We start from the raw sequence: 19657 nt of genomic DNA, 5'->3' as shown, positions 1-19657 counted from the left end.
GACTGTGGCTTGCGGGTCAGCGCTCCCGGTCCGGGGATGCGGAGCCGAATTCAAAGAGAGTCAGGGCATTCCATCGCCTGCGTAACATTGGCAGACCTTCCTTCTCCGGTGGGTGGACAGGGGACTGGCAGGGTTCGAGCTGCGAACCCGCTCCCGGCGTCCGGGGAACAGGACAGTAAAGAGGAACGGTCTGACAAGTCCGGCCGGGCGCCGGGCGCAGTCGACGGATTCGGGGACTTCTGGCGCTACACGACTTCGAGGAATTCCGCGGGCGCGGTCACGAGCGCGGTCACGAGCGCTTCTGCGCGCTCTCGTATTCGGCAGCGCTGGAGAAGGACAGCGCGACCGCTCCGGCGACGGCCGCGATGAAGGCGATCACCACGAGCCAGCCGTAACCCGGCCGCGAGACATCGCCCAACAGCACCACACCGACGATGCCCGGAACCACGGTTTCGCCGACTACCAGTGCCGCGGCCACACCGTTCACCGACCCCACCTGCAGTGCCACGGTGAACAGATAGAACCCGCCCAGGCCGGCGACCAGGATGGCCCACAGCGCCGGGTCGGCGATCAACACACCCACGTTCAGCGGTTCGAGACCATCGACGACGCGCACCGCAACCGCCATGGCGCCGTAGAGGACCCCGGCAATCAGGCCCGCAGGCACTGCGGCGTTTTTCCCGAGCAGCCGGACCAGTGCGGCGCCCAGGCCCAGAATGATCGCCGACACCACGAGGACCCCCCAATGCAGGCCCGCACCCGCATCGCGGTCGCCGAGATGCCCTGCGGTGGCACCCAGGATGCACAGCGCCGCAAGAACTATGGCGATCGCCGTCCAGTCGCGCCGATGCAGCCGAACGTGAAGAACGAAGATGCTCAACACCGCGGTCACCACGAGGTTGGCGCTGATAATCGTCTGCGAGAGGAACAGCGGGATCAACCGGGCCGAGACCAGGCTGCCGGCAAAGCCGAGAAGATCCAGCGCCATGCCCGCGATGAATACCGGAGCGAGCATCGCGCCCACAGTCGAACGGAGGGTGGGGCCACGATCAGGCGTAGCGACGCCGGACGCAACCGAACGCCCCGCGGCATACGACTGCAACACCGAGGCCGTGCCGTAACCGACACACGCCAGCACAGCGGCGGCCACACCGATCAGCACTGCGGACCGCCGGACATCAGGCGATTGTAGGAGCGTCACCGGTCTTACTCGGTGAACCGCGTCGATTTCTACCGCGTGGTCGTCAATCCGCCGTTCAACAGCCTTGGGGTAGAAGTCGGCGCGCTGCTGAGCCGCCGCAACGCGCCCGACAGTAGGGTGGGCGGGTGGCCGAGATCGCGCCGCTGCGCGTGCAGCTGATCGCCAAGACGGAATTTCAGGCACCATCTGACGTGCCGTGGAGCACTGATGCCGAGGGCGGTCCCGCGCTCACCGAGTTCGCCGGCCGGGCTTGCTACCAGAGCTGGTCGAAGCCCAACCCCAGGACCGCGACCAACGCGAGCTACATCCGCCACATCATCGACGTCGGACACTTCTCGGTCCTCGAGCATGCGAGCGTCAGCTTCTACATCACCGGGATCTCCCGGTCGGCGACCCACGAGTTGATCCGGCACCGGCATTTCTCCTACTCGCAGCTCTCGCAGCGCTACGTGCCGGAGAACGACGCCGAGGTGGTGGTCCCCCCCGGATTCGAGGACGACCCCGAGCTGGTGGAGATCTTCACCGCGGCCGCCGACGCCAGCCGGGCCACCTACACCGAACTGCTGGGCCGGCTGGAAGCGAAGTTCGCGGACCAATCCAACGCCGTTCTGCGGCGTAAGCAGGCCAGACAGGCCGCCCGGGCGGTGCTGCCGAACGCCACCGAGACCCGCATCGTGGTCAGCGGCAACTATCGCGCCTGGCGTCATTTCATCGCGATGCGCGCCAGCGAACACGCCGACGTGGAGATCCGCAGGCTGGCGATCGCCTGCCTGCGAGAACTCGTCGAGGCGGCTCCGGCGGTGTTCTCCGATTTCGAGATTTCGACGTTGGCGGACGGTAGTGAGGTGGCAACCTCTCCTTTGGCGACGGAGGCTTGACGGAGTCGGCGGTCAATACGGCGACAGAGGTCCGATAGGTCCAGGGTAATCTTGGCGCGTGAGTACGAGCGGAATCGATGTAACAGCGCAGTTGGGCACGGTGTTGACCGCAATGGTGACGCCGTTCAAGCCCGACGGCTCGCTTGATCTCGATGCCGCCGCTCGACTGGCCAATCACCTGATCGACGCGGGCTGCGACGGCCTGGTGCTCTCGGGCACCACCGGCGAATCGCCGACCACCACCGATGACGAGAAGCTCGCGCTGCTGCGTACGGTGCTGGAAGCGGTGGGGGACCGGGCCCGCATCATCGCCGGCGCGGGCAGCTACGACACCGCCCACAGCGTGCACCTGGCCAAGGCCAGCGCCGCCGAAGGAGCGCACGGACTGCTCGTGGTGACGCCGTACTACTCGCGGCCTCCGCAAGCCGGGCTGCTGGCGCACTTCACCGCCGTCGCCGATGCCACCGATCTGCCGAACCTGCTCTACGACATCCCGCCGCGGTCCTCGATCCCGATCGCCTGGGAGACCATCCGCGCATTGGCAGCACACCCGAACATCGTGGGCGTCAAGGACGCCAAGGGAGACCTGCACGGTGGTGGCCAGATTCTCGCCGAGACCGGCCTGGCGTACTACTCCGGTGACGACACGTTGAACCTGCCCTGGTTGGCCATGGGTGCGGTCGGCTTCGTCAGCGTCTGGGGGCACCTGGCCGCCGGGCAGCTGCGAGACATGTTGAGCGCGTTCAACTCTGGTGACATCGCGACGGCCCGCAAGATCAATGTCTCGCTGGCTCCGCTGGCCCGCGCCCAGGCCCACCTCGGCGGGGTGACCATGTCCAAGGAAGGCCTGCGGTTGCAGGGATTCGATGCGGGTCAGCCACGGCTGCCGCAGATCCCGGCCTCCCCGGCCGAGATCGAGGCGCTGGCCGTCGATATGCGTGCGGCTGCGGTGTTGCGATAGTGAGCACCGAACTCGCACCCCCCAAGCCACTGGCCCCCGGCGGTCTGCGAGTTACCGCCCTGGGCGGAATCAGCGAAATCGGCCGCAACATGACGGTCTTCGAACATCTGGGCCGACTGCTCATCGTTGACTGCGGGGTGCTGTTCCCCGGCCACGACGAGCCCGGGGTCGACCTGATCCTTCCGGACCTGCGTCACGTCGAGCACCGGCTCGACGATGTCGAGGCGCTCGTCGTCACGCACGCCCACGAGGACCACATCGGCGCGATTCCGTTCCTGCTCAAGCTGCGGCCGGATATCCCGGTGGTCGGCTCGAAATTCACCATCGCGCTGATCCGCGAGAAGTGCCGCGAGCACCGGATCAAGCCGGTGTGTGTGGAGGTCGCCGAGCGGCAGAGCAGTCAGCACGGTGTCTTCGAGTGCGAGTACTTCGCTGTCAACCACTCGATCCCGGGGTGCCTGGCCGTCGCGATCCACACGGGCGCGGGCACCGTCCTGCACACCGGCGACATCAAGCTCGACCAGCAGCCGCTCGACGGCCGCCCGACAGATCTGCCGGGCATGTCGCGTCTCGGCGACGCCGGCGTGGACCTGTTCCTGTGTGATTCGACCAATTCCGAACACCCGGGTGTCAGCCCGTCCGAGAGTGAGGTCGGCCCGACGCTGCACAGGCTGATCCGTGGGGCCGAGGGCCGCGTGATCGTCGCCTGCTTCGCGTCCAACGTCGATCGCGTGCAACAGATCATCGATGCCGCGGTAGCGCTGGGGCGCCGGGTCTCCTTCGTCGGACGTTCGATGGTGCGCAACATGGGCATTGCCCGTGAGCTGGGCTACCTGCGGGTGACCGACGCCGACATCCTCGACATCGGCGCGGCCGAGATGATGCCCCCCGAGAAGGTCGTGCTGATCACCACCGGCACACAGGGTGAGCCGATGGCCGCGCTGTCCCGGATGTCGCGCGGCGAGCACCGCAGCATCACGCTGACCGCGGGCGACCTGATCATCCTGTCCTCGTCGCTGATCCCGGGCAACGAGGAAGCGGTCTACGGCGTCATCGACGCACTGGCCAAGATCGGCGCTCGCGTGGTCACCAATGCCCAAGCGCGCGTACATGTTTCCGGCCATGCCTACGCGGGTGAGTTGCTGTTCCTCTACAACGGGGTGCGGCCCCGTAACGTGATGCCGGTGCACGGCACCTGGCGGCACATGCGCGCCAATGCGGCGCTGGCCGCGAGCACCGGGGTGCCGCAGGAGAACATCGTGCTGGCCGAGAACGGCGTGAGTGTGGACCTCGTCGCCGGCAAGGCCTCGATCTCCGGCGCGGTGACCGTCGGCAAGATGTTCGTCGACGGATTGATCACCGGCGACGTCGGTGACGCCACGCTGGGTGAACGCCTGATCCTGTCGTCGGGTTTCGTGGCGGTGACCGTGGTGGTGCACCGCGAGACCGGAAAACCCGCGGCCCCGGCGCATCTGCATTCCCGCGGGTTCTCCGAGGATCCGAAAGCGCTGGAGCCGGTGGCCCGCAACGTCGAGCGTGAATTGGAAAGCCTTGCCGCTGACAACATCACGGACCCGACCCGGATCGCCCAGGCCGTGCGGCGCACGGTGGGCAAGTGGGTCGGTGAAACCTACCGGCGTCAGCCGATGATCGTCCCCACCGTCATCGAGATCTAGCCGAATTGGTGCATCGAGCCCGTTATTCAAGCCGTTAGATTGGGTTGGTGAGCCGCCCCGCACCTCAGGTGCCATTCGAGCGACGTCGTCCGGTTCCTCCGCTCAACTCGGTGGACGAGGTGAAGCGGGCAGTGGAGTACCCGTACGTGATCCGTGTGTTCGTGACGATGATGGCGGTCGGGGCCGTTTACCTGCTGATGGTGATCGCTTATGCCGTAGTCACCCGCGGTCACCAGAACATGGTTGTGTTCACTGTGCTCGCGGCGGTGTGGTTCGTGTTCTTGTTCGGCGGCACCAAGATCATGCCGGCCATGCTGATGCGTCGCTTCTACGACCGGGTGATGCGCGGCGGCGTGTTGTGTGACGTCTACCCGGCCGGTTTTCCGGATACCAAGACCGCAATCCTGATCGACGCGCGGTTATCCGACGCGCAGGCAGCTTATGTGCACGATGCGACGGTCTCGTGGCTCGGCCGGCTGGCCGCGGATCCGGCAGCACGTGCGCAGGCCGGGGACCTGTTCTCGGACGGCCGGATTCGCAGTGCCGACGAATTCGCCGGCCCGGGCGCGCGGGGTGGATTTCTGGTGGCCGAGGACAAGGACCCGAACCAGGGCTGGCGGCTGATTCTTCCCGAGCCGAGTCCACGTGACCCCCACCGGCCGTATGCGAACGGCCTTGTGGTTCAGGTCAAGACACCGAGCCTGGAGTCAGCCGGCCAGTAGCAGGACACCGCCGGTGAGCAGAGCGATGACTTTGATGAGCTCGAAGCCCACGTAGTAGTAGTGCGCCCGGGAGCGGCCCGCGGCCTCGTCGCCCGGGGCGGCGGCCAGCACGGCGTCGGAGCGCTGAGTCAGCTTGGGTCGCACGGCAATCAGTTGCACGGCCAGCGCCGCCACAGCCACGGCGAAGGCCGCGATGATGGCAGTCGACGGGCGCTGGACCATCAGGATCACGAGAACGATCACGGCAAAGACGGATTCGACCGAGTTCAGCGCGCGGAAAACCTTGCGCCCGATGCCGAGTCCGATCTGTAGCGTCACGCCGGGCGCCCGGAACTTCAGCGGGGCCTCGATGAACGAGATCGCCAGCACCATGCCCAGCCAGCAGAAGGCGACCGCGACTGCGACGGCCAGACCGGCATTCATCATCAATCTCCTTTCGGACCCAGATGGGCCACGCACAGATCCGGCTCGACGAATGCGTCAAGCCGCTCCACGTCGACGGGTGCCTGCCAAGCCTCCAGCGCTCCCTGCATCAGGCCCAGATGGACCGGGCACACGACAGATGGGCGAGCTTGAGCCAGTTCGGAAAAAGGGCAGTGGCGCAACTGAACTCGGTCATCCGCCGGCGGCTCAGGAGCGAAGCCGATGTCGTCGAGCAGTTGCACCAGGGCATCGACAGCCGAGTCGGGGGAGTCCGCCGTCCGCGGCGACATCGTGCGTCCCCAAGCTCGGCCCATCTCGCGGGCCTTGGCTGCGGGGTCGTCCTCGGCGGCCAGCCCACTCGCCAGGATCTCGGCCAACAGCCGGTAGTCGGTGGGCCCGGCCGGGTCCATGCGGCGCACCGCACGGTAGAGCTGTGGGGGCCGCCCCGGGCCGCGGTGGTGAGGTTCGACACGTTCGACCTGACCGTTTTCCTCCAGGTGCTCGAGGTGAAACCGCACGGTGTTGGTGTGAACTTCGAGTCGGGCGGCGATCTGCGCGGTGGTCATCGGCGTGGCCGAGGCCTTCAACGTGCTCAGCACGTCGACTCGGCGCTTTCCGATCGCGGTGATCATGGCTAGAGTTTATACAACAACCACTTGTATAAACTAGGGCAAGGCCCGCGGAGGTGCGCGTCTCATGGCTGAAGACCTGAAGGACCGCGACGATGTGGAACTGTTGTTGTGGCGGTTCTATGGAAAGGCGTTGTCCGACCCCGTGCTCGCCGAGCCGTTCGCCCAGCTGCGCGCCAAGGGCCTGCGAGCGCATCTGCCCGTCATGTGTGACTTCTGGGAGACCGTGTTGTTCCGCGCCGGGCTCTATCACGGCAGCGCCCTGATCGTGCACCGGCAACTGCACGCCCGGCACCCGCTGTCGGCGCCGCATTTCGTGCGCTGGCTGACCTTGTGGACCGAGACCGTTGACGAGTTGTTCGCCGGTCCGCATGCCGAGCGGGCCAAGCTTCAGGCGGGCCGTATCGCCAAGTCCATGCATCGGAGACTGGCCGGTGCCGATGCCGCCGAGCTTGACGCTTTGGTTGCCTGCTAACGCTTTACGGCGTAGGCGCTCCACTCCACCTGGGAGGCCGCAAGCTCGCGCCCGCTCGGCTCGAGGTAGTGCTCGGCGAGGTAGTCGGGCCCGGCTTGCTCGGCGAGCTGCCAGCCGTAGGGCCCGATGAACGCCGCCACGTCGTCGGGATTCAGCCCGAACTGCCACAGTCGGCTACGAACCCGGAACCGCCGATACAAGGATTCGGCGCCGTACCGGTTGGTGCCGTCGATGAAATCGCTGCGGACGTATGTGAACGCCAATCGGCTCCCGGGCGTTGCCGAGCGAAGGAACTCGAATGTCGATGCGACACCGTCGGCGCTCAGGTACTGCGTGACGCCTTCCCAGATGAAGAACGTGCGATGCTGTGCGCGGTGACCGTGCTCCGCGAGTTCGGCGGCCAGGTCGTCGTGTTCGAAATCCACGGGAACCAGATGCACCGAATCGGGCACGCTGCCCAGGGCGCGGTGTACCACCGAGCGTTTGCGCTCGATGTTGACCGGCAGGTCCACTTCGAATACCGGGATCGCACTGTGCCGCGCCAGGCGGTAGCCGACGGTGTCGAGCCCGGCACCGAGAATCACCACGGCGTCGATGTCGGGCAGGGCCGCAGTGAGCTTGTCGCCGATATAGCGTTTGCGGCAGGTCAGATTCGCCCAGAGGCCCGGGCCTGACCGTTCGGTCGTCTCGATCAGCAGTTTGCGGGCAAGGGGCCACCGCGCGGCCCGGATGAGAGCGCGCAGCCCCGCAGGAAGAAACGCGCTCGCCAGATCGTCGTCGACGAGCCGTCGCCGTACCGGCTCGTACTGTTCGACGGCGGCCAGCACCATCGGGCCGACCGCGGTCGCGGCTACGGGTTCGTTCATCGCTTGTTGACGATGCCGGCATCCACGGGCAGTGTCACGCCCGTGACGTAGCGAGCTTGATCCGACACCAGCCAGGCCACCGCGTTGGCGATGTCTTCGGCCTGCACCACCTGCACCGGCAGCGCGTTCCCGAAATCGGTCGGCGCGTTGAGCTCTTCGGAGACGTGCCGCAGCCAGTCCCGGGTGAACTCGTTGTTGATCATCGGCGTGTCCACTCCGGTCGGGTGGATTGAGTTGACTCGGATGCTGTGTGGGGCAAGGAAATTGGCGTAGGCCCTCATCAGCCCGACAACCCCGTGCTTGGCCGCGGTGTAGCCGATGGACCCGCGGTCGCCGCCGCCGACGCCGATCAGGCCGGCTGCCGAACTGATCAGCACGATGGACCCGCCCTCGCCCTGCTCGACCATGATCGGGGCTGCCGCCTCGACCGTGTGGTGCACGCCGGTGAGGTTGACGTCGATCACGTCGCGCCAGCCGTCGGGACCGGACTGCATCGGGGCGATCCCGGCGTTGGCGACGACGATGTCGAGCCGGCCGAGTTGATCCACCCCCGCCTGCAGGGCCGCCCTGAGCGCCTCTTCGTCGCGCACGTCTGCCTGCAGCGCGACGATGTGTTTGCCGGTTTCCTCGACGAGCTTTACCGTCGCGGCCAGATCATCGGGAGTGGCCAGGGGATAGGGCACCGATCCGATCTGGTCGCACAGATCGATCGCGATGATGTCGGCCCCGTCGGCGGCCAGCCGAAGGGCCTCGGCACGCCCCTGGCCGCGGGCGGCGCCGGTGATGAACGCGACCTTCCCGGCCAGGGGAGCCTCGGCGCTCATCAGCTGCGCAGCTGACCCTTGGCCGGGTCGCCCGCCACGACGGGCTGCAACATTTTGATATCGGGGGCGCCGTCGAGCAGCTCACCGATCGAGCCGAACAACGTGCCGATAGCCGGGGCGGTGCTGTGGGTCTTGAGGGCGTCGGCGTCGGCCCATTGCTCGACGAAGACGAAGGTGCCGTCGGCCTCATGCAGTGAATACAGCTCGCAGCCCGGTTCGTCGTGGACAGCCGCGACGGCGTTGGTGCAGGCCTCGCGCACGGCATCGACGGATTCGGGCTTGGCCTTCATGGTGGCGACGACGACAACAGGCATAGGTACAGAACTCCTCGATGAGTGCCGAAACTGGACGAGTGTCCACCCTAGGCGATAACCCGGGGAACTCGGTTCGTATGGCTAAGTGTCATTTGAGACCGTCTTGTGACCCGTGTGGCAGATGGTGATTGTGGGGCATATGCGACTAGGCTTGCGGTCATGGCTAACAAGACCGCCGGCCGATCCGGAGCGCGTTCGAGCAGGTCAAACGCCAGCTCGCGGGGCGGGTCGCGGCGTCAGGCGCCGCCCCGACAGGGGCGCCAGAGCCGCCCCGCTGCGCCACGGCGCAAGCCGGCGCGCAAGCCACAGGCCTCGCCCGTAACGCTCGCCGGCCAGAAACTCGGCCAGGGAGCCCGTGCCGGCTGGCTGATGCTCGCCAAGGGGGCCGGTTCGACCGCCCGTTCAGTGGGGCGGGCCCGCGACATCGAGCCCGGTCACCGTCGCGATGGCCTGGCGCTTGCCCTGCTGGGCATCGCCGTGGTGGTCGCCGCCAGTTCATGGCTTCACGCGGCCGGGCCGGTGGGGCAGTGGATCGACACCGCGCTGCGCACGCTGATCGGCGGTCCCGTGGTGCTCGCACCCGTCGTCCTCGGTGTCGTCGCCGTCGTGCTCATGCGCACTGAGCCCGACCCCGAATCGCGCCCGCGGCTGATCCTGGGCTCGGCCATGATCGCGCTGCCCATGTTGGGTCTGTGGCACCTGTGGTCGGGCTCGCCGCAGGATCCGTTGGCACGGCAACACGCGGCCGGATTCATCGGCTTCGCGATCGGCGGACCACTGTCGGACGGGTTGACCGAGTGGATCGCCGCACCACTGCTGTTCATGGCGGTGCTGTTCGGTCTGCTGTTGGTGACCGGCACGACCATCCGCGAGGTTCCCTCGACCCTGCGCGCCATGTTCAGCACCCGGGCCTTCCATGACGATTACGACGACGAGTACGACGGTGACTACGCCGACGAGTTCGATGGGGACGACGGCTACGACGACCTGTCCGACGGCTACTACGACGACGACACTGCGCGTGGCGACGCGGCCAAGACCTGGCCGACGGCGGCGATCGAGGCGCCCAAGCCGGCGGGCACCCCGATGGACAATTACCCGCTCCCCGAGGATGCGGACGCCCCGACCGTCCCTGAGCCCGCGGTCAAACCGCGCCGCAAGAAAGCCGAGAGCAAGCCCAAGGCCGAGGACACCCTGGTGATGGACCGGGTGGTCGAAGGGCCTTACACACTGCCGTCGCTGGATCTGTTGATCGCCGGCGATCCGCCGAAGCTCCGCACCGCAGCCAACGACCAGATGACAGACGCCATCACCTCGGTGCTGGAACAGTTCAAGGTCGACGCGGCCGTCACCGGCTGCACCCGCGGCCCGACCGTCACCCGCTACGAGGTCGAGCTCGGACCGGGCGTCAAGGTCGAGAAAATCACTGCGCTGCACCGCAATATCGCGTACGCGGTGGCCACCGAGAGTGTCCGCATGCTCGCTCCGATCCCCGGCAAGTCGGCCGTCGGTATCGAGGTGCCCAACACCGACCGCGAGATGGTGCGGCTGTCCGATGTGCTCACCGCGCCAAGCACGCGCCGTGACCACCACCCGCTGGTGATCGGCCTCGGCAAGGACATCGAGGGCGACTTCGTCTCGGCCAACCTGGCCAAGATGCCGCACCTGCTGGTGGCCGGCTCCACCGGCTCCGGTAAGTCCAGCTTCGTCAACTCGATGTTGGTGTCACTGCTGGCGCGAGCCACCCCGGAAGAGGTCAGGATGATCCTGATCGACCCGAAGATGGTGGAACTCACGCCGTACGAAGGCATTCCGCACCTGATCACGCCGATCATCACCGAACCCAAGAAGGCCGCGGCCGCGCTGGCCTGGCTGGTCGAGGAGATGGAGCAGCGGTACCAGGACATGAAGGCGTCCCGGGTCCGGCACATCGACGTGTTCAACGAGAAGGTGCGCTCCGGTGAGATCACCACCCCGCTGGGCAGCGAGCGCGTCTACAAGCCCTACCCCTACATCCTGGCCATCGTCGACGAGCTCGCCGACCTGATGATGACCGCCCCGCGTGACGTCGAGGATGCCATCGTCCGCATCACCCAGAAGGCGCGCGCGGCCGGTATCCATCTGGTGCTGGCCACCCAGCGGCCGTCGGTCGACGTCGTCACCGGTCTGATCAAGACCAACGTGCCCTCCCGGCTCGCGTTCGCCACCTCGTCGCTGACCGACTCCCGCGTGATCTTGGACCAGCCCGGCGCCGAGAAGCTGATCGGCATGGGTGACGGCCTGTTCCTGCCGATGGGCGCCAACAAGCCGTTGCGTATGCAGGGCGCGTTCATCACCGACGAGGAGATCCACGCCGTCGTCGAGGCCACCAAGTCCCAGGCCGAGCCCGAGTTCGTCGAGGGTGTCACCGCGGTCAAGGCCGGCGAGCGCAAAGATGTCGACCCCGACATCGGCGACGACATGGACGTCTTCCTGCAGGCCGTCGAGCTCGTGGTGTCCTCACAGTTCGGGTCTACCTCGATGCTGCAGCGCAAGCTGCGCGTCGGTTTCGCCAAGGCCGGCCGGCTCATGGACCTCATGGAGACCCGCGGCATCGTCGGGCCCTCCGAGGGCTCCAAAGCCCGTGAGGTGCTCGTCAAACCCGACGAGCTGGCCGGAACGCTGATGCTGATCCGCGGCGGGTCCGATGCGACCGGTGCCGACGCCGACGACGACACCGAGGAGTTCTGACCCGCTAACGCCGCCGTCGTGCGTCGCCGTCGTAGGCCGCCGTCGTGCGTCGCGTCGTGCCGACGATTGTCACGCTGGAGTGGCTCTCAGCCGCGAGAGCCACTCCAGCGTGACAAAGCGGGAGTGGCTGTCGCCGCCGAGCAGCGCCATCGCTAGAGCGTCAACAACATCCGGGTGTTGCCCAAGGTGTTGGGCTTGACGTAGGACAGGTCGAGGAACTCCGCCACACCGGTGTCGTATGAGCGGCACATCTCCTCGTAGACCTCGGCGGTCACCGGGGTGCCGTCGATCTCCTCGAAGCCGTGTTTGCCGAAGAAGTCGACTTCGAAGGTGAGCACGAAGATGCGGCTCAGATGCAGCTCGCGAGCGACGTCGAGCAACTGCTCGACGAGTACGTGGCCGACGCCGGTGCCGCGGACCTTCGGATGCACCGCCACGGTGCGCACCTCGCCGAGATCGGCCCACAACACGTGGAGCGCGCCGCAGCCGACCAGTTCGCCGTCGAGCTCGGCCACCCAGAACTCCTGGACCGCCTCATAGAGCGTGACCAGGTTCTTCTCCAGCAGGATCTTGCCCGCGTACATATCGACCAGGCTTTTGATTGCCGGGACGTCGGACGTGCGGGCACGCCGCACCACAGGGTGTTTGCGCGACTCGGCACTGCCTGCGTTCACAGGCGCAAGAGTATCCGTTACGGCAACCGATATTCTGTTGCGGTGCCGGGCCAACCTTCTACCGATCCGGTGGTTCCGCGTGCGCGCGTAGCCAACCTCGCCAACGTGCTCACCGGTGTGCGGATGGTGCTCGTTCCGGTGTTCCTCGTATTTCTGTTCGCCGGTGACGGCCATGAAACCGGTTGGCGGATCGCCGCTTTCACCGTGTTCGCGGTCGCGGTGATCACCGACCATCTGGACGGTGCGCTGGCGCGCAGCTACGGCATGATCACCGAGTTCGGCACATTGGCCGACCCGATCGCCGACAAGGCGCTGATCGGCGCGGCGCTGATCGGCCTGTCGATCCTTCACGACCTGCCGTGGTGGATCACCGCGGTGGTGCTGGTCCGTGAGATCGGAATCACGGTCCTGCGGTTCGCGGTGCTGCGCCACGGCGTGATTCCGGCCAGTCGCGGCGGCAAGCTCAAGACACTGGTGCAGGCCGTGGCCATCGGGTTGTTCATCCTGCCGCTGTACGCCTGGCCCGACCTCTGGCTCAACATCGCCTGGGTGATCATGTGGGCCGCGGTGGTGCTGACCGTGCTCACGGGTGCCGACTACGTCATCTCCGCGATCAGGGATTCGCGTGGACGATCCGCTGCTCACTGACGACGCCCGGGCCCTGGTCGCCGATCTGACGGTGCGCTCACAGAGCGTGGCCACCGCCGAATCGCTCACCGGCGGGTTGCTCGCGGCCACGCTGGCCGGTGTGTCCGGGGCCAGTGCCGTGTTACAGGGCGGCCTGGTGACCTACAACGAGGACACCAAGATCTGGCTGGCCGGCGTGGCTCCCCAGGTGCTCGACGCGGTCGGTCCGGTCGCCGCGCCCACCGCCCGGGCACTCGCTGTCGGGGCCCGGCAGCGTTGCGCGGCTACCTGGGGCGTGGGTCTGACCGGCGTGGCCGGCCCGGAACCGCACGGCGGGCACCCGGTGGGGACGGTGTTCATCGGTCTGGCCGGCCCCATCGACACCGAAGTGGTCGAGTTGTCGTTGTCCGGCTCACGCTGGGATATCCGTCGCGCCGCCGTCGACGAGGCGATCGCCCGGTTGCGCTTCTTGGTCGAGAACCAATAACCAAATTTCGTCAATCGTTGCGCCCGGGAACCTTGTGGGGACCGGCGGCGTTGGTCTGATAGCGAACCTGTGACAGGCGAGGCGAAGGAGAGCGCGATGACGACATTGCTGCGCGAGGTGATCGGCGACGTACTGCGTAACGCCCGCACCGAGCAGGGGCGCACGTTGCGTGAAGTCTCCGACGCCGCCCGCGTGAGTCTCGGATACCTCTCCGAGGTGGAGCGGGGCCGCAAGGAGGCCTCAAGCGAACTGCTGAGCGCGATCTGCGACGCCCTGGACGTGCCGCTGTCACGGGTACTCACCGATGCGGGCGAGAACATGGCCGAACGTGAGCACGCCGACGCAGCGGTCGAGGTGTCGGCTCACGCCAATGTGGCCCACATCGATGCCGCCACCAAGGTGGTCATTCCGCAGGCCGTCTCGATGGCCGTCGCGTGAGATGAACGCGGTTCCGGCACCGGCCTGATCGCGCTGTTCGTGCCCGCGGTGCGAATTTTCGCAAAACACCCACGCGAACAGCGCGCAGGGCTGTGGCTGCATGTCCGGAACCGATAAGTTGGCAGCAGAGGAATTGCGGCAACCTGAATGACGAGGCCCTTCAAGGGCCTGACAAGCCCGACAGATAAGGCGGAACGAACCAATGGCCAATCCGTTCGTCAAGGCGTGGAAGTACCTGATGGCGCTGTTCAGCTCCAAGGTGGACGAGTACGCCGATCCGAAGGTACAGATCCAGCAGGCCATCGAGGATGCGCAGCGTCAGCACCAAGCCCTCACTCAGCAGGCCGCCCAGGTGATCGGCAACCAGCGCCAGCTGGAGATGCGTCTCAGCCGCCAGCTGGCCGACATCGAGAAGCTGCAGGTCAACGTCCGTCAGGCGCTCACGCTGGCCGATCAGGCCACGGCTGCCGGTGACGCGGCCAAGGCCACCGAGTACAACAACGCAGCCGAGGCGTTCGCCGCCCAGCTCGTCACCGCCGAGCAGAGCGTCGAAGACCTCAAGGGGCTGCACGACCAGGCCCTGCAGGCCGCGGCGCAGGCCAAGAAGGCCGTCGAGCAGAACGCGATGATGCTGCAGCAGAAGATCGCCGAGCGCACCAAGCTGCTGTCCCAGCTGGAGCAGGCCAAGATGCAGGAGCAGGTGAGTGCCTCACTGCGGTCGATGAGCGAAGTCGCCGCGCCCGGTAACACTCCGAGCCTCGACGAGGTTCGCGACAAGATCGAGCGCCGGTACGCCAACGCGATCGGCCAGGCCGAGCTGGCCCAGAACTCTGTTCAGGGCCGCATGATGGAAGTCCAGCAGGCCAGCGTCCAGATGGCGGGCCACTCCCGGCTCGAGCAGATCCGCGCCTCGATGCGCGGCGACGCCCTGCCGAGCGGCGACGCGTCCCCGGCCACGCCAGGGACCCCGGCGACCAACCAAACCCCGGCCGCGCCCGAAAACCCGCTCGGCCAATGACGATTCGAGTGTCCTAGATCATGGCTACCAAGACCGGTCGACCGGAGGCCTGGAGATCGCTGGCGCAGCGGGCCATCGACACCGCGGCCGATCTGTCCGGTGCTCTGACCGAAAAGCTCAGTGCCGCCGCCGATCCGCGCGCAAAGCTGTTGCGCAAACGGCGGTGGGCGCTGCGCTTCGGGGTGTTCTTCACCCTGTCCAGTGTGTTCTGGGTGCTGGTGACGGCGCTGCTGGCGTCGTGGAGCACACCGGTCTGGGGCCTGATCATCAGCGGCGCGCTCGCGGCCGGCGCGGCCTTCCCGGCCACGTTGTTCTGGCTGCGCTACCGGTGGCTGCGCGCCGAACCGCTTCCGGCGCAGCGACCGGTGTCCGGACGCCGGTTGCCGCCGTGGGGGTCGGCGGCGCGTCAGCCCATGGCGGCGCTGATGGCCTCCGAGCGCGGCATGTTCTCGTTACTCGGCGTGCTCGAGCGCGGCCGGATGCTTCCGGCCGACGAGCTCCGTGAGCTGACCGCGGTTGCCGATCACACGGCGCGGACGATGGCGGCCACCGCCACCGAGGTGGTCTCGATGGAGCGGGCCATCAGCAACGCCCCACAGTCTCGTCAGCATCTGGTGCCGACCATCAACGCGTTCACCGCCCAACTCGGTCAAGGTGTGCGGCAATACAACGAGATGGTCACCGCCGCAGCGCAACTCGTGTCGACCGTGAACAGCGGTCAGGGCGCGGCGTCGCCGTTGGCCCAGCAGCGTTACCGCAGCGAGCTCACCGGTGCCACCGACCGCCTGATCGGTTGGGCGCAGGCGTTCGACGAACTCGGCCAGCTGCGCCGCGCTTGACCCGGCGCTACAGCGTGGGCCGAAGCGACGGCACGACTACGCCGGCCAGTCCGCGCAGCGTCGCCTTGAACATGTCGAGGAAGTCGAAGTAGTCCCGCCACAGGGTGATTCGGCCTTCGTGCACCTCGAACACCCCGCATACCCAGAACTGCAGGCGGACGGGGCCGAACACCAGTGCATCGGTGCGTTCGGTCAGCACGGCAGCACCATCGGCGGCAATCCGATGGATCTTCACCTCGAAACCGGTTCGCCCCTGCATGGAGCGAAACAGCTTCATCGCGCGATTACGCCCGTAGATGGTCGGCAGGCCGACGTTCTGGTAGACGAGGTTTTGCGCCAACGCGTTCTCGGCGGTGTCGAAATCCTGCTCCTGCAGTGCGTTGAGGAACGTCTCGACCGTGCCGGTCTGGGACGCAGCTGCGGTGGTGGATTGGTCAGCCATGCCCGCAGCCTAGTGCGGGATGGCTGTGGCAAGGTAGCCCGGTGCGCGTAGCAGTGGTCGCCGGGCCGGATCCCGGGCATGCCTTCCCGGCCCTGGCGTTGTGCCTGAAGTTCCTGGCTGCGGGGGATGCCCCGACGCTGCTGACCGGCGTCGAGTGGCTCGATACCGCACGCGCCGCCGGTATCGACGCGGTCGAACTGGTCGGCCTCGATGTCACCGATGACGACGACGATGCCGATGCGGGGGCCAAGATCCATCAGCGTGCCGCGCGGATGGCACAGCTCAACCTTCCGGGGTTGCGGGAGCTGCGACCGGATCTCGTGGTCTCCGACGTCATCACCGCCTGTGGCGGAATGGCCGCCGAACTACTCGGACTGCCGTGGGTCGAGCTGAGTCCGCATCCGCTGTACCTGCCGTCGAAGGGGTTACCGCCGATCGGCAGTGGCCTGGCCCCCGGTGTCGGCCTGCGGGGACGCTTGCGTGACACCGTCATGCGCGCCCTCACCGCGAGGTCCATCCGGGCCGGTCTGGCCCAGCGAGCCGCCGTTCGGGCCGCCATCGGTCTTCCGTCGGTCGATCCCGGCCCGCTGCGCCGGTTGATCGCCACACTGCCCGCCCTGGAGGTGCCGCGTCCGGATTGGCCGGCCGAGGCTGTGGTGGTGGGCCCGTTGCATTTCGAGCCGACCGATGCGGTGCTGACCGTGCCGCCGGGATCGGGGCCGGTCGTGATGGTGGCGCCGTCCACGGCCACCACCGGCACGCAGGGGATGGCCGAGTTGGTCCTGGAGTCGTTGCGCCCCGGTGACACGCTGCCCGACGGGGCTCGGGTGGTGGTGTCGCGGCTGGGCGGTGCCGATCTCGAGGTGCCGCCGTGGGCGGCGGTCGGTCTGGGCCGGCAGGACGAGTTGTTGTCGCGCGCTGATCTGGTCATCTGCGGCGGTGGGCACGGCCTGGTGTCCAAGGCGCTCCTGGCCGGTGTGCCGATGGTCGTGGTGCCCGGTGGCGGTGATCAGTGGGAGATCGCCAATCGTGTTGTGCGTCAAGGTAGTGGGCAGCTGGTCCGCCCCCTTTCGGGTGAGGCGCTGACGGTCGCTGTCGGCGCCGTGCTCGGCTCGCCGTCATACCGGGCGGCCGCCCGGCGCGCGGGAACCTCGGCGGCCCAGGTGGCAGATCCGGTACGGGTGTGCCATGACGCGTTCGCAGGCACTGGGTAGGTTGGGGCCGTGCGGTTGACGGAATTCAATGAGCTCGTCGAAGGCCAGTTCGGCTCGATGCGGGGCCGTTCGCTGCTCGTCGACCACGTGCTCACCGCTCTCGACGGCCGCACGGCGGCGCAGGCCATCGAAGACGGGGAGGAGCCGCGCAATGTGTGGCGGGCACTGTGCGCGGATTTCGATGTTCCCCGCGACCAGTGGTGAGCGTCCGGCGGTGATTCCGCGGTGAAGCCGGCGGCTTCCCCTGCGCACATTTTCGGCGTATACCGGAGTCATGGGTCTCGGTGACCATCCGATGCGGACTCCGCTCTACGGTGTCCTGTTGGTGATCGCAGCGGTACTGCTGTGCTGGCTCGTCGCGTCAACGCTCAGTGGCTGGCAGGCCGCCGTCGGTTATTTCCTGGCGATTGCCGTCGGTGCATTCGGCTTCGTCCTGACGCTGCGGGATCTCGACAACTTTCCCAACTGGCGCCGCTGACGGGACCATCCCCGGCGTGTCCACTTGAATCGAACAGATGTTCGTCTAGTCTGGGTGCAGTTCGACTGAGCCGACTTGTCGGTGGCCTGCTTTAACGTCACGGCCAACCGATCGGAACACCGGTCAACACGACTACTCGGAGAGGCACCATCATGGCGCAGCAGGCCCCTGATCGCGAAAAAGCGCTCGAACTGGCGATGGCCCAGATCGACAAGAACTTCGGTAAAGGCTCGGTGATGCGCCTCGGCGAGGAGGTGCGCCAGCCCATCTCGGTGATCCCCACCGGTTCCATCTCTCTGGATGTGGCTCTCGGCATCGGCGGTCTGCCCCGTGGTCGTGTGGTCGAGATCTACGGTCCGGAATCCTCGGGTAAGACCACTGTGGCGCTGCACGCGGTGGCCAACGCCCAGGCTGCCGGCGGCATCGCGGCGTTCATCGACGCCGAGCACGCCCTGGATCCCGAGTACGCCAAGAAGCTCGGGGTGGACACCGACTCGCTGCTGGTGAGCCAGCCGGACACCGGTGAGCAGGCACTCGAGATCGCCGACATGCTGGTGCGCTCGGGCGCGCTGGACATTCTGGTGATCGACTCGGTGGCCGCCCTGGTGCCCCGCGCCGAGATCGAGGGCGAGATGGGGGACAGCCACGTCGGCCTGCAGGCCCGTCTGATGAGCCAGGCGCTGCGCAAGATGACCGGTGCGCTGAACAACTCGGGCACCACCGCGATCTTCATCAACCAGCTCCGTGAGAAGATCGGCGTGATGTTCGGCTCGCCCGAAACCACCACGGGCGGTAAGGCTTTGAAGTTCTACGCCTCGGTCCGGCTGGACGTGCGCCGCATCGAGACACTCAAGGACGGCACCGACGCGGTCGGTAACCGCACCCGCGTCAAGGTCGTCAAGAACAAGGTCTCGCCGCCGTTCAAGCAGGCCGAGTTCGACATCCTGTACGGCCAGGGCATCAGCCGTGAAGGTTCGCTCATCGACATGGGTGTCGAGCATGGGTTCATCCGCAAGTCCGGGTCCTGGTTCACCTACGAGGGTGAGCAGCTGGGCCAGGGCAAGGAGAACGCCCGCAAGTTCCTGCTGGAAAACGTCGACGTCGCCAACGAGATCGAGAAGAAGATCAAGGAAAAGCTCGGTATCGGCGCTGTCGTGACGGCCGAGGCCAAGGCTGATGACGTCCTCCCCGCCCCGGTTGACTTCTGAGCCGTCGGGTACGCCCGAGGGGGAGCAGGCGCAGGATCCTCGCAAACGCGAGGAGCAGGCCAAGAACGTCTGCCTGCGTCTGCTCACCGTGCGGGCCCGCACCCGCGCCGAGCTGACTGAACAGCTCACCAAGCGGGGTTACGAAGAAGAGCTCAGTGCCAAGGTGCTCGACCGGCTCACCGAGGTCGGGCTGATCGATGACGAGGACTTCGCCGAGCAGTGGGTGCGATCCCGGCACGCGAACGCAGGAAAAGGCAAGCGCGCCTTGGCCGTCGAACTTCGTAAGAAGGGCGTCGACAAGGAGGTCATCGATGCCGTGCTGGCCGATTTGGACCCTGCGGCCGAGCGGCACCGGGCCGAGCAGCTGGTTCGTGACAAGTTGCGTCGGGAACGGCTCGACGACGATGACGGCGACGTGAAGGTGACTCGTCGGCTGGTCGGCATGTTGGCTCGTCGCGGCTACAACCAGTCGATGGCTTTCGATGTGGTCAGTGTCGAGCTTGCCGGCGAACGCGAACGGCGCCGGGTCTGAG

At 66.9% G+C, this 19657-nt stretch carries 24 protein-coding genes; 16 read left to right on the top strand and 8 right to left on the bottom strand.

Features of this window, described 5'->3' with window-relative positions:
- Positions 1-289: 289 nt before the first annotated feature.
- Positions 290-1162 carry a DMT family transporter gene (locus K6L26_RS19605; RefSeq protein ID WP_019344719.1) on the bottom strand — a complete coding sequence of 291 codons (873 nt, stop codon included), beginning with the start codon at positions 1160-1162 and terminating at the stop codon, positions 290-292.
- 164 nt (positions 1163-1326) lie between these two features.
- Here K6L26_RS19605 and thyX point away from each other — a divergent pair, with 164 nt between their 5' ends.
- From thyX to K6L26_RS19585, 4 genes are all read left to right on the top strand, one after another.
- Complete coding sequence (gene thyX / locus K6L26_RS19600; RefSeq protein ID WP_019344718.1) at positions 1327-2079, top strand: FAD-dependent thymidylate synthase; 753 nt, start codon at positions 1327-1329, stop codon at positions 2077-2079.
- 112 nt (positions 2080-2191) lie between these two features.
- Complete coding sequence (gene dapA / locus K6L26_RS19595) at positions 2192-3040, top strand: 4-hydroxy-tetrahydrodipicolinate synthase (protein ID WP_019344717.1); 849 nt, start codon at positions 2192-2194, stop codon at positions 3038-3040.
- Complete coding sequence (locus tag K6L26_RS19590; protein ID WP_019344716.1) at positions 3040-4716, top strand: ribonuclease J; 1677 nt, start codon at positions 3040-3042, stop codon at positions 4714-4716. The genes dapA and K6L26_RS19590 overlap by 1 nt, the downstream gene beginning before the upstream one ends.
- 47 nt (positions 4717-4763) lie before the next feature.
- Positions 4764-5438: a hypothetical protein gene (locus tag K6L26_RS19585; RefSeq protein ID WP_131828906.1), complete on the top strand. Its 675-nt coding sequence runs from the start codon at positions 4764-4766 to the stop codon at positions 5436-5438.
- On the opposite strand, the gene K6L26_RS19580 is transcribed toward K6L26_RS19585, so the two are convergent.
- Together K6L26_RS19580 and K6L26_RS19575 are read right to left on the bottom strand one after the other, a co-directional pair.
- Complete coding sequence (locus K6L26_RS19580) at positions 5424-5861, bottom strand: hypothetical protein (RefSeq protein WP_019344714.1); 438 nt, start codon at positions 5859-5861, stop codon at positions 5424-5426. The genes K6L26_RS19585 and K6L26_RS19580 overlap by 15 nt on opposite strands.
- A gap of 2 nt (positions 5862-5863) precedes the next feature.
- Positions 5864-6493: a helix-turn-helix transcriptional regulator gene (locus K6L26_RS19575; RefSeq protein ID WP_221851234.1), complete on the bottom strand. Its 630-nt coding sequence runs from the start codon at positions 6491-6493 to the stop codon at positions 5864-5866.
- A gap of 64 nt (positions 6494-6557) precedes the next feature.
- Here K6L26_RS19575 and K6L26_RS19570 point away from each other — a divergent pair, with 64 nt between their 5' ends.
- Positions 6558-6965 carry a group III truncated hemoglobin gene (locus K6L26_RS19570; RefSeq protein ID WP_064894434.1) on the top strand — a complete coding sequence of 136 codons (408 nt, stop codon included), beginning with the start codon at positions 6558-6560 and terminating at the stop codon, positions 6963-6965.
- On the opposite strand, the gene K6L26_RS19565 is transcribed toward K6L26_RS19570, so the two are convergent.
- The 3 genes from K6L26_RS19565 to K6L26_RS19555 are packed head-to-tail and all read right to left on the bottom strand — an operon-like array spanning position 6962 to position 8969.
- Positions 6962-7831, bottom strand: a complete 870-nt coding sequence (locus K6L26_RS19565) for an SAM-dependent methyltransferase (protein WP_221851232.1) — start codon at positions 7829-7831, stop codon at positions 6962-6964. The genes K6L26_RS19570 and K6L26_RS19565 overlap by 4 nt on opposite strands.
- On the bottom strand, positions 7828-8655 hold the full coding sequence (locus K6L26_RS19560) for a mycofactocin-coupled SDR family oxidoreductase (RefSeq protein ID WP_221851230.1): 828 nt from the start codon (positions 8653-8655) through the stop codon (positions 7828-7830). The genes K6L26_RS19565 and K6L26_RS19560 overlap by 4 nt, the downstream gene beginning before the upstream one ends.
- Positions 8655-8969 carry a putative quinol monooxygenase gene (locus tag K6L26_RS19555; protein WP_019344709.1) on the bottom strand — a complete coding sequence of 105 codons (315 nt, stop codon included), beginning with the start codon at positions 8967-8969 and terminating at the stop codon, positions 8655-8657. The genes K6L26_RS19560 and K6L26_RS19555 overlap by 1 nt, the downstream gene beginning before the upstream one ends.
- A gap of 159 nt (positions 8970-9128) precedes the next feature.
- Between K6L26_RS19555 and K6L26_RS19550 the strand changes: the two genes are divergently transcribed.
- Positions 9129-11699, top strand: coding sequence for an FtsK/SpoIIIE family DNA translocase (locus tag K6L26_RS19550; protein ID WP_221851228.1), 2571 nt, complete (start codon positions 9129-9131; stop codon positions 11697-11699).
- A 152-nt stretch (positions 11700-11851) separates the two neighbouring features.
- Here K6L26_RS19550 and K6L26_RS19545 read toward each other — a convergent pair whose 3' ends face one another.
- Entirely contained in the window at positions 11852-12373 is a 522-nt protein-coding gene (locus K6L26_RS19545; RefSeq protein ID WP_260508727.1) for an amino-acid N-acetyltransferase, read from the bottom strand.
- Positions 12374-12415: 42 nt separating this feature from the next.
- Here K6L26_RS19545 and pgsA point away from each other — a divergent pair, with 42 nt between their 5' ends.
- The 5 genes from pgsA (at position 12416) to pspM (ending at position 15782) form a co-directional block, all read left to right on the top strand.
- Positions 12416-13021 carry a CDP-diacylglycerol--glycerol-3-phosphate 3-phosphatidyltransferase gene (gene pgsA / locus K6L26_RS19540; RefSeq protein ID WP_043370531.1) on the top strand — a complete coding sequence of 202 codons (606 nt, stop codon included), beginning with the start codon at positions 12416-12418 and terminating at the stop codon, positions 13019-13021.
- Positions 12999-13487 (top strand): CinA family protein, encoded by a 489-nt coding sequence (locus K6L26_RS19535; protein ID WP_064894432.1) that lies wholly within the window; start codon positions 12999-13001, stop codon positions 13485-13487. Before pgsA ends, K6L26_RS19535 begins: the two co-directional genes overlap by 23 nt.
- A gap of 96 nt (positions 13488-13583) precedes the next feature.
- Positions 13584-13925, top strand: coding sequence for a transcriptional regulator ClgR (clgR, locus tag K6L26_RS19530; RefSeq protein WP_036389882.1), 342 nt, complete (start codon positions 13584-13586; stop codon positions 13923-13925).
- 202 nt (positions 13926-14127) lie between these two features.
- Positions 14128-14943 (top strand): phage shock protein PspA, encoded by an 816-nt coding sequence (gene pspA, locus K6L26_RS19525; RefSeq protein WP_019348229.1) that lies wholly within the window; start codon positions 14128-14130, stop codon positions 14941-14943.
- Between the two features lie 20 nt (positions 14944-14963).
- On the top strand, positions 14964-15782 hold the full coding sequence (pspM, locus tag K6L26_RS19520; protein WP_036388001.1) for a phage shock envelope stress response protein PspM: 819 nt from the start codon (positions 14964-14966) through the stop codon (positions 15780-15782).
- Between the two features lie 7 nt (positions 15783-15789).
- On the opposite strand, the gene K6L26_RS19515 is transcribed toward pspM, so the two are convergent.
- A complete protein-coding gene (locus K6L26_RS19515) occupies positions 15790-16224 on the bottom strand; it encodes a limonene-1,2-epoxide hydrolase family protein (protein ID WP_019348231.1) in 435 nt (144 codons plus the stop codon).
- Between the two features lie 41 nt (positions 16225-16265).
- On the opposite strand from K6L26_RS19515, the gene K6L26_RS19510 reads away from it, so the two are divergent.
- The 5 genes from K6L26_RS19510 (at position 16266) to recX (ending at position 19656) form a co-directional block, all read left to right on the top strand.
- Entirely contained in the window at positions 16266-17438 is a 1173-nt protein-coding gene (locus K6L26_RS19510; RefSeq protein WP_047038138.1) for a glycosyltransferase, read from the top strand.
- 9 nt (positions 17439-17447) lie between these two features.
- A complete protein-coding gene (locus K6L26_RS19505) occupies positions 17448-17642 on the top strand; it encodes a DUF3046 domain-containing protein (RefSeq protein ID WP_019347038.1) in 195 nt (64 codons plus the stop codon).
- A 70-nt stretch (positions 17643-17712) separates the two neighbouring features.
- Complete coding sequence (locus K6L26_RS19500) at positions 17713-17916, top strand: hypothetical protein (protein WP_019347037.1); 204 nt, start codon at positions 17713-17715, stop codon at positions 17914-17916.
- Between the two features lie 152 nt (positions 17917-18068).
- Complete coding sequence (gene recA, locus K6L26_RS19495; RefSeq protein WP_003880548.1) at positions 18069-19124, top strand: recombinase RecA; 1056 nt, start codon at positions 18069-18071, stop codon at positions 19122-19124.
- Positions 19093-19656, top strand: coding sequence for a recombination regulator RecX (gene recX / locus K6L26_RS19490; RefSeq protein ID WP_221851227.1), 564 nt, complete (start codon positions 19093-19095; stop codon positions 19654-19656). The genes recA and recX overlap by 32 nt, the downstream gene beginning before the upstream one ends.
- Position 19657: the final 1 nt, after the last annotated feature.

Source organism: Mycobacterium farcinogenes (assembly GCF_019739075.1).
In the GTDB taxonomy this organism is placed as follows: Bacteria; Actinomycetota; Actinomycetes; order Mycobacteriales; family Mycobacteriaceae; genus Mycobacterium; species Mycobacterium senegalense.
The sequence above is the reverse complement of the archived record's forward strand: the minus strand, read 5'-3'. Positions and strand labels throughout refer to the sequence as shown.

Coding starts and splice junctions, on each gene's coding strand:
- dapA (WP_019344717.1), top strand. CDS start 2,192: ATGGTGACGCCGTTCAAGCCCGACGGCTCGCTTGATCTCGATGCCGCC.
- K6L26_RS19580 (WP_019344714.1), bottom strand. CDS start 5,861: ATGAATGCCGGTCTGGCCGTCGCAGTCGCGGTCGCCTTCTGCTGGCTG.
- K6L26_RS19575 (WP_221851234.1), bottom strand. CDS start 6,493: ATGATCACCGCGATCGGAAAGCGCCGAGTCGACGTGCTGAGCACGTTG.
- K6L26_RS19570 (WP_064894434.1), top strand. CDS start 6,558: ATGGCTGAAGACCTGAAGGACCGCGACGATGTGGAACTGTTGTTGTGG.
- K6L26_RS19565 (WP_221851232.1), bottom strand. CDS start 7,831: ATGAACGAACCCGTAGCCGCGACCGCGGTCGGCCCGATGGTGCTGGCC.
- K6L26_RS19560 (WP_221851230.1), bottom strand. CDS start 8,655: ATGAGCGCCGAGGCTCCCCTGGCCGGGAAGGTCGCGTTCATCACCGGC.
- K6L26_RS19555 (WP_019344709.1), bottom strand. CDS start 8,969: ATGCCTGTTGTCGTCGTCGCCACCATGAAGGCCAAGCCCGAATCCGTC.
- K6L26_RS19550 (WP_221851228.1), top strand. CDS start 9,129: ATGGCTAACAAGACCGCCGGCCGATCCGGAGCGCGTTCGAGCAGGTCA.
- clgR (WP_036389882.1), top strand. CDS start 13,584: ATGACGACATTGCTGCGCGAGGTGATCGGCGACGTACTGCGTAACGCC.
- pspA (WP_019348229.1), top strand. CDS start 14,128: ATGGCCAATCCGTTCGTCAAGGCGTGGAAGTACCTGATGGCGCTGTTC.
- pspM (WP_036388001.1), top strand. CDS start 14,964: ATGGCTACCAAGACCGGTCGACCGGAGGCCTGGAGATCGCTGGCGCAG.
- K6L26_RS19515 (WP_019348231.1), bottom strand. CDS start 16,224: ATGGCTGACCAATCCACCACCGCAGCTGCGTCCCAGACCGGCACGGTC.
- K6L26_RS19500 (WP_019347037.1), top strand. CDS start 17,713: ATGGGTCTCGGTGACCATCCGATGCGGACTCCGCTCTACGGTGTCCTG.
- recA (WP_003880548.1), top strand. CDS start 18,069: ATGGCGCAGCAGGCCCCTGATCGCGAAAAAGCGCTCGAACTGGCGATG.
- recX (WP_221851227.1), top strand. CDS start 19,093: ATGACGTCCTCCCCGCCCCGGTTGACTTCTGAGCCGTCGGGTACGCCC.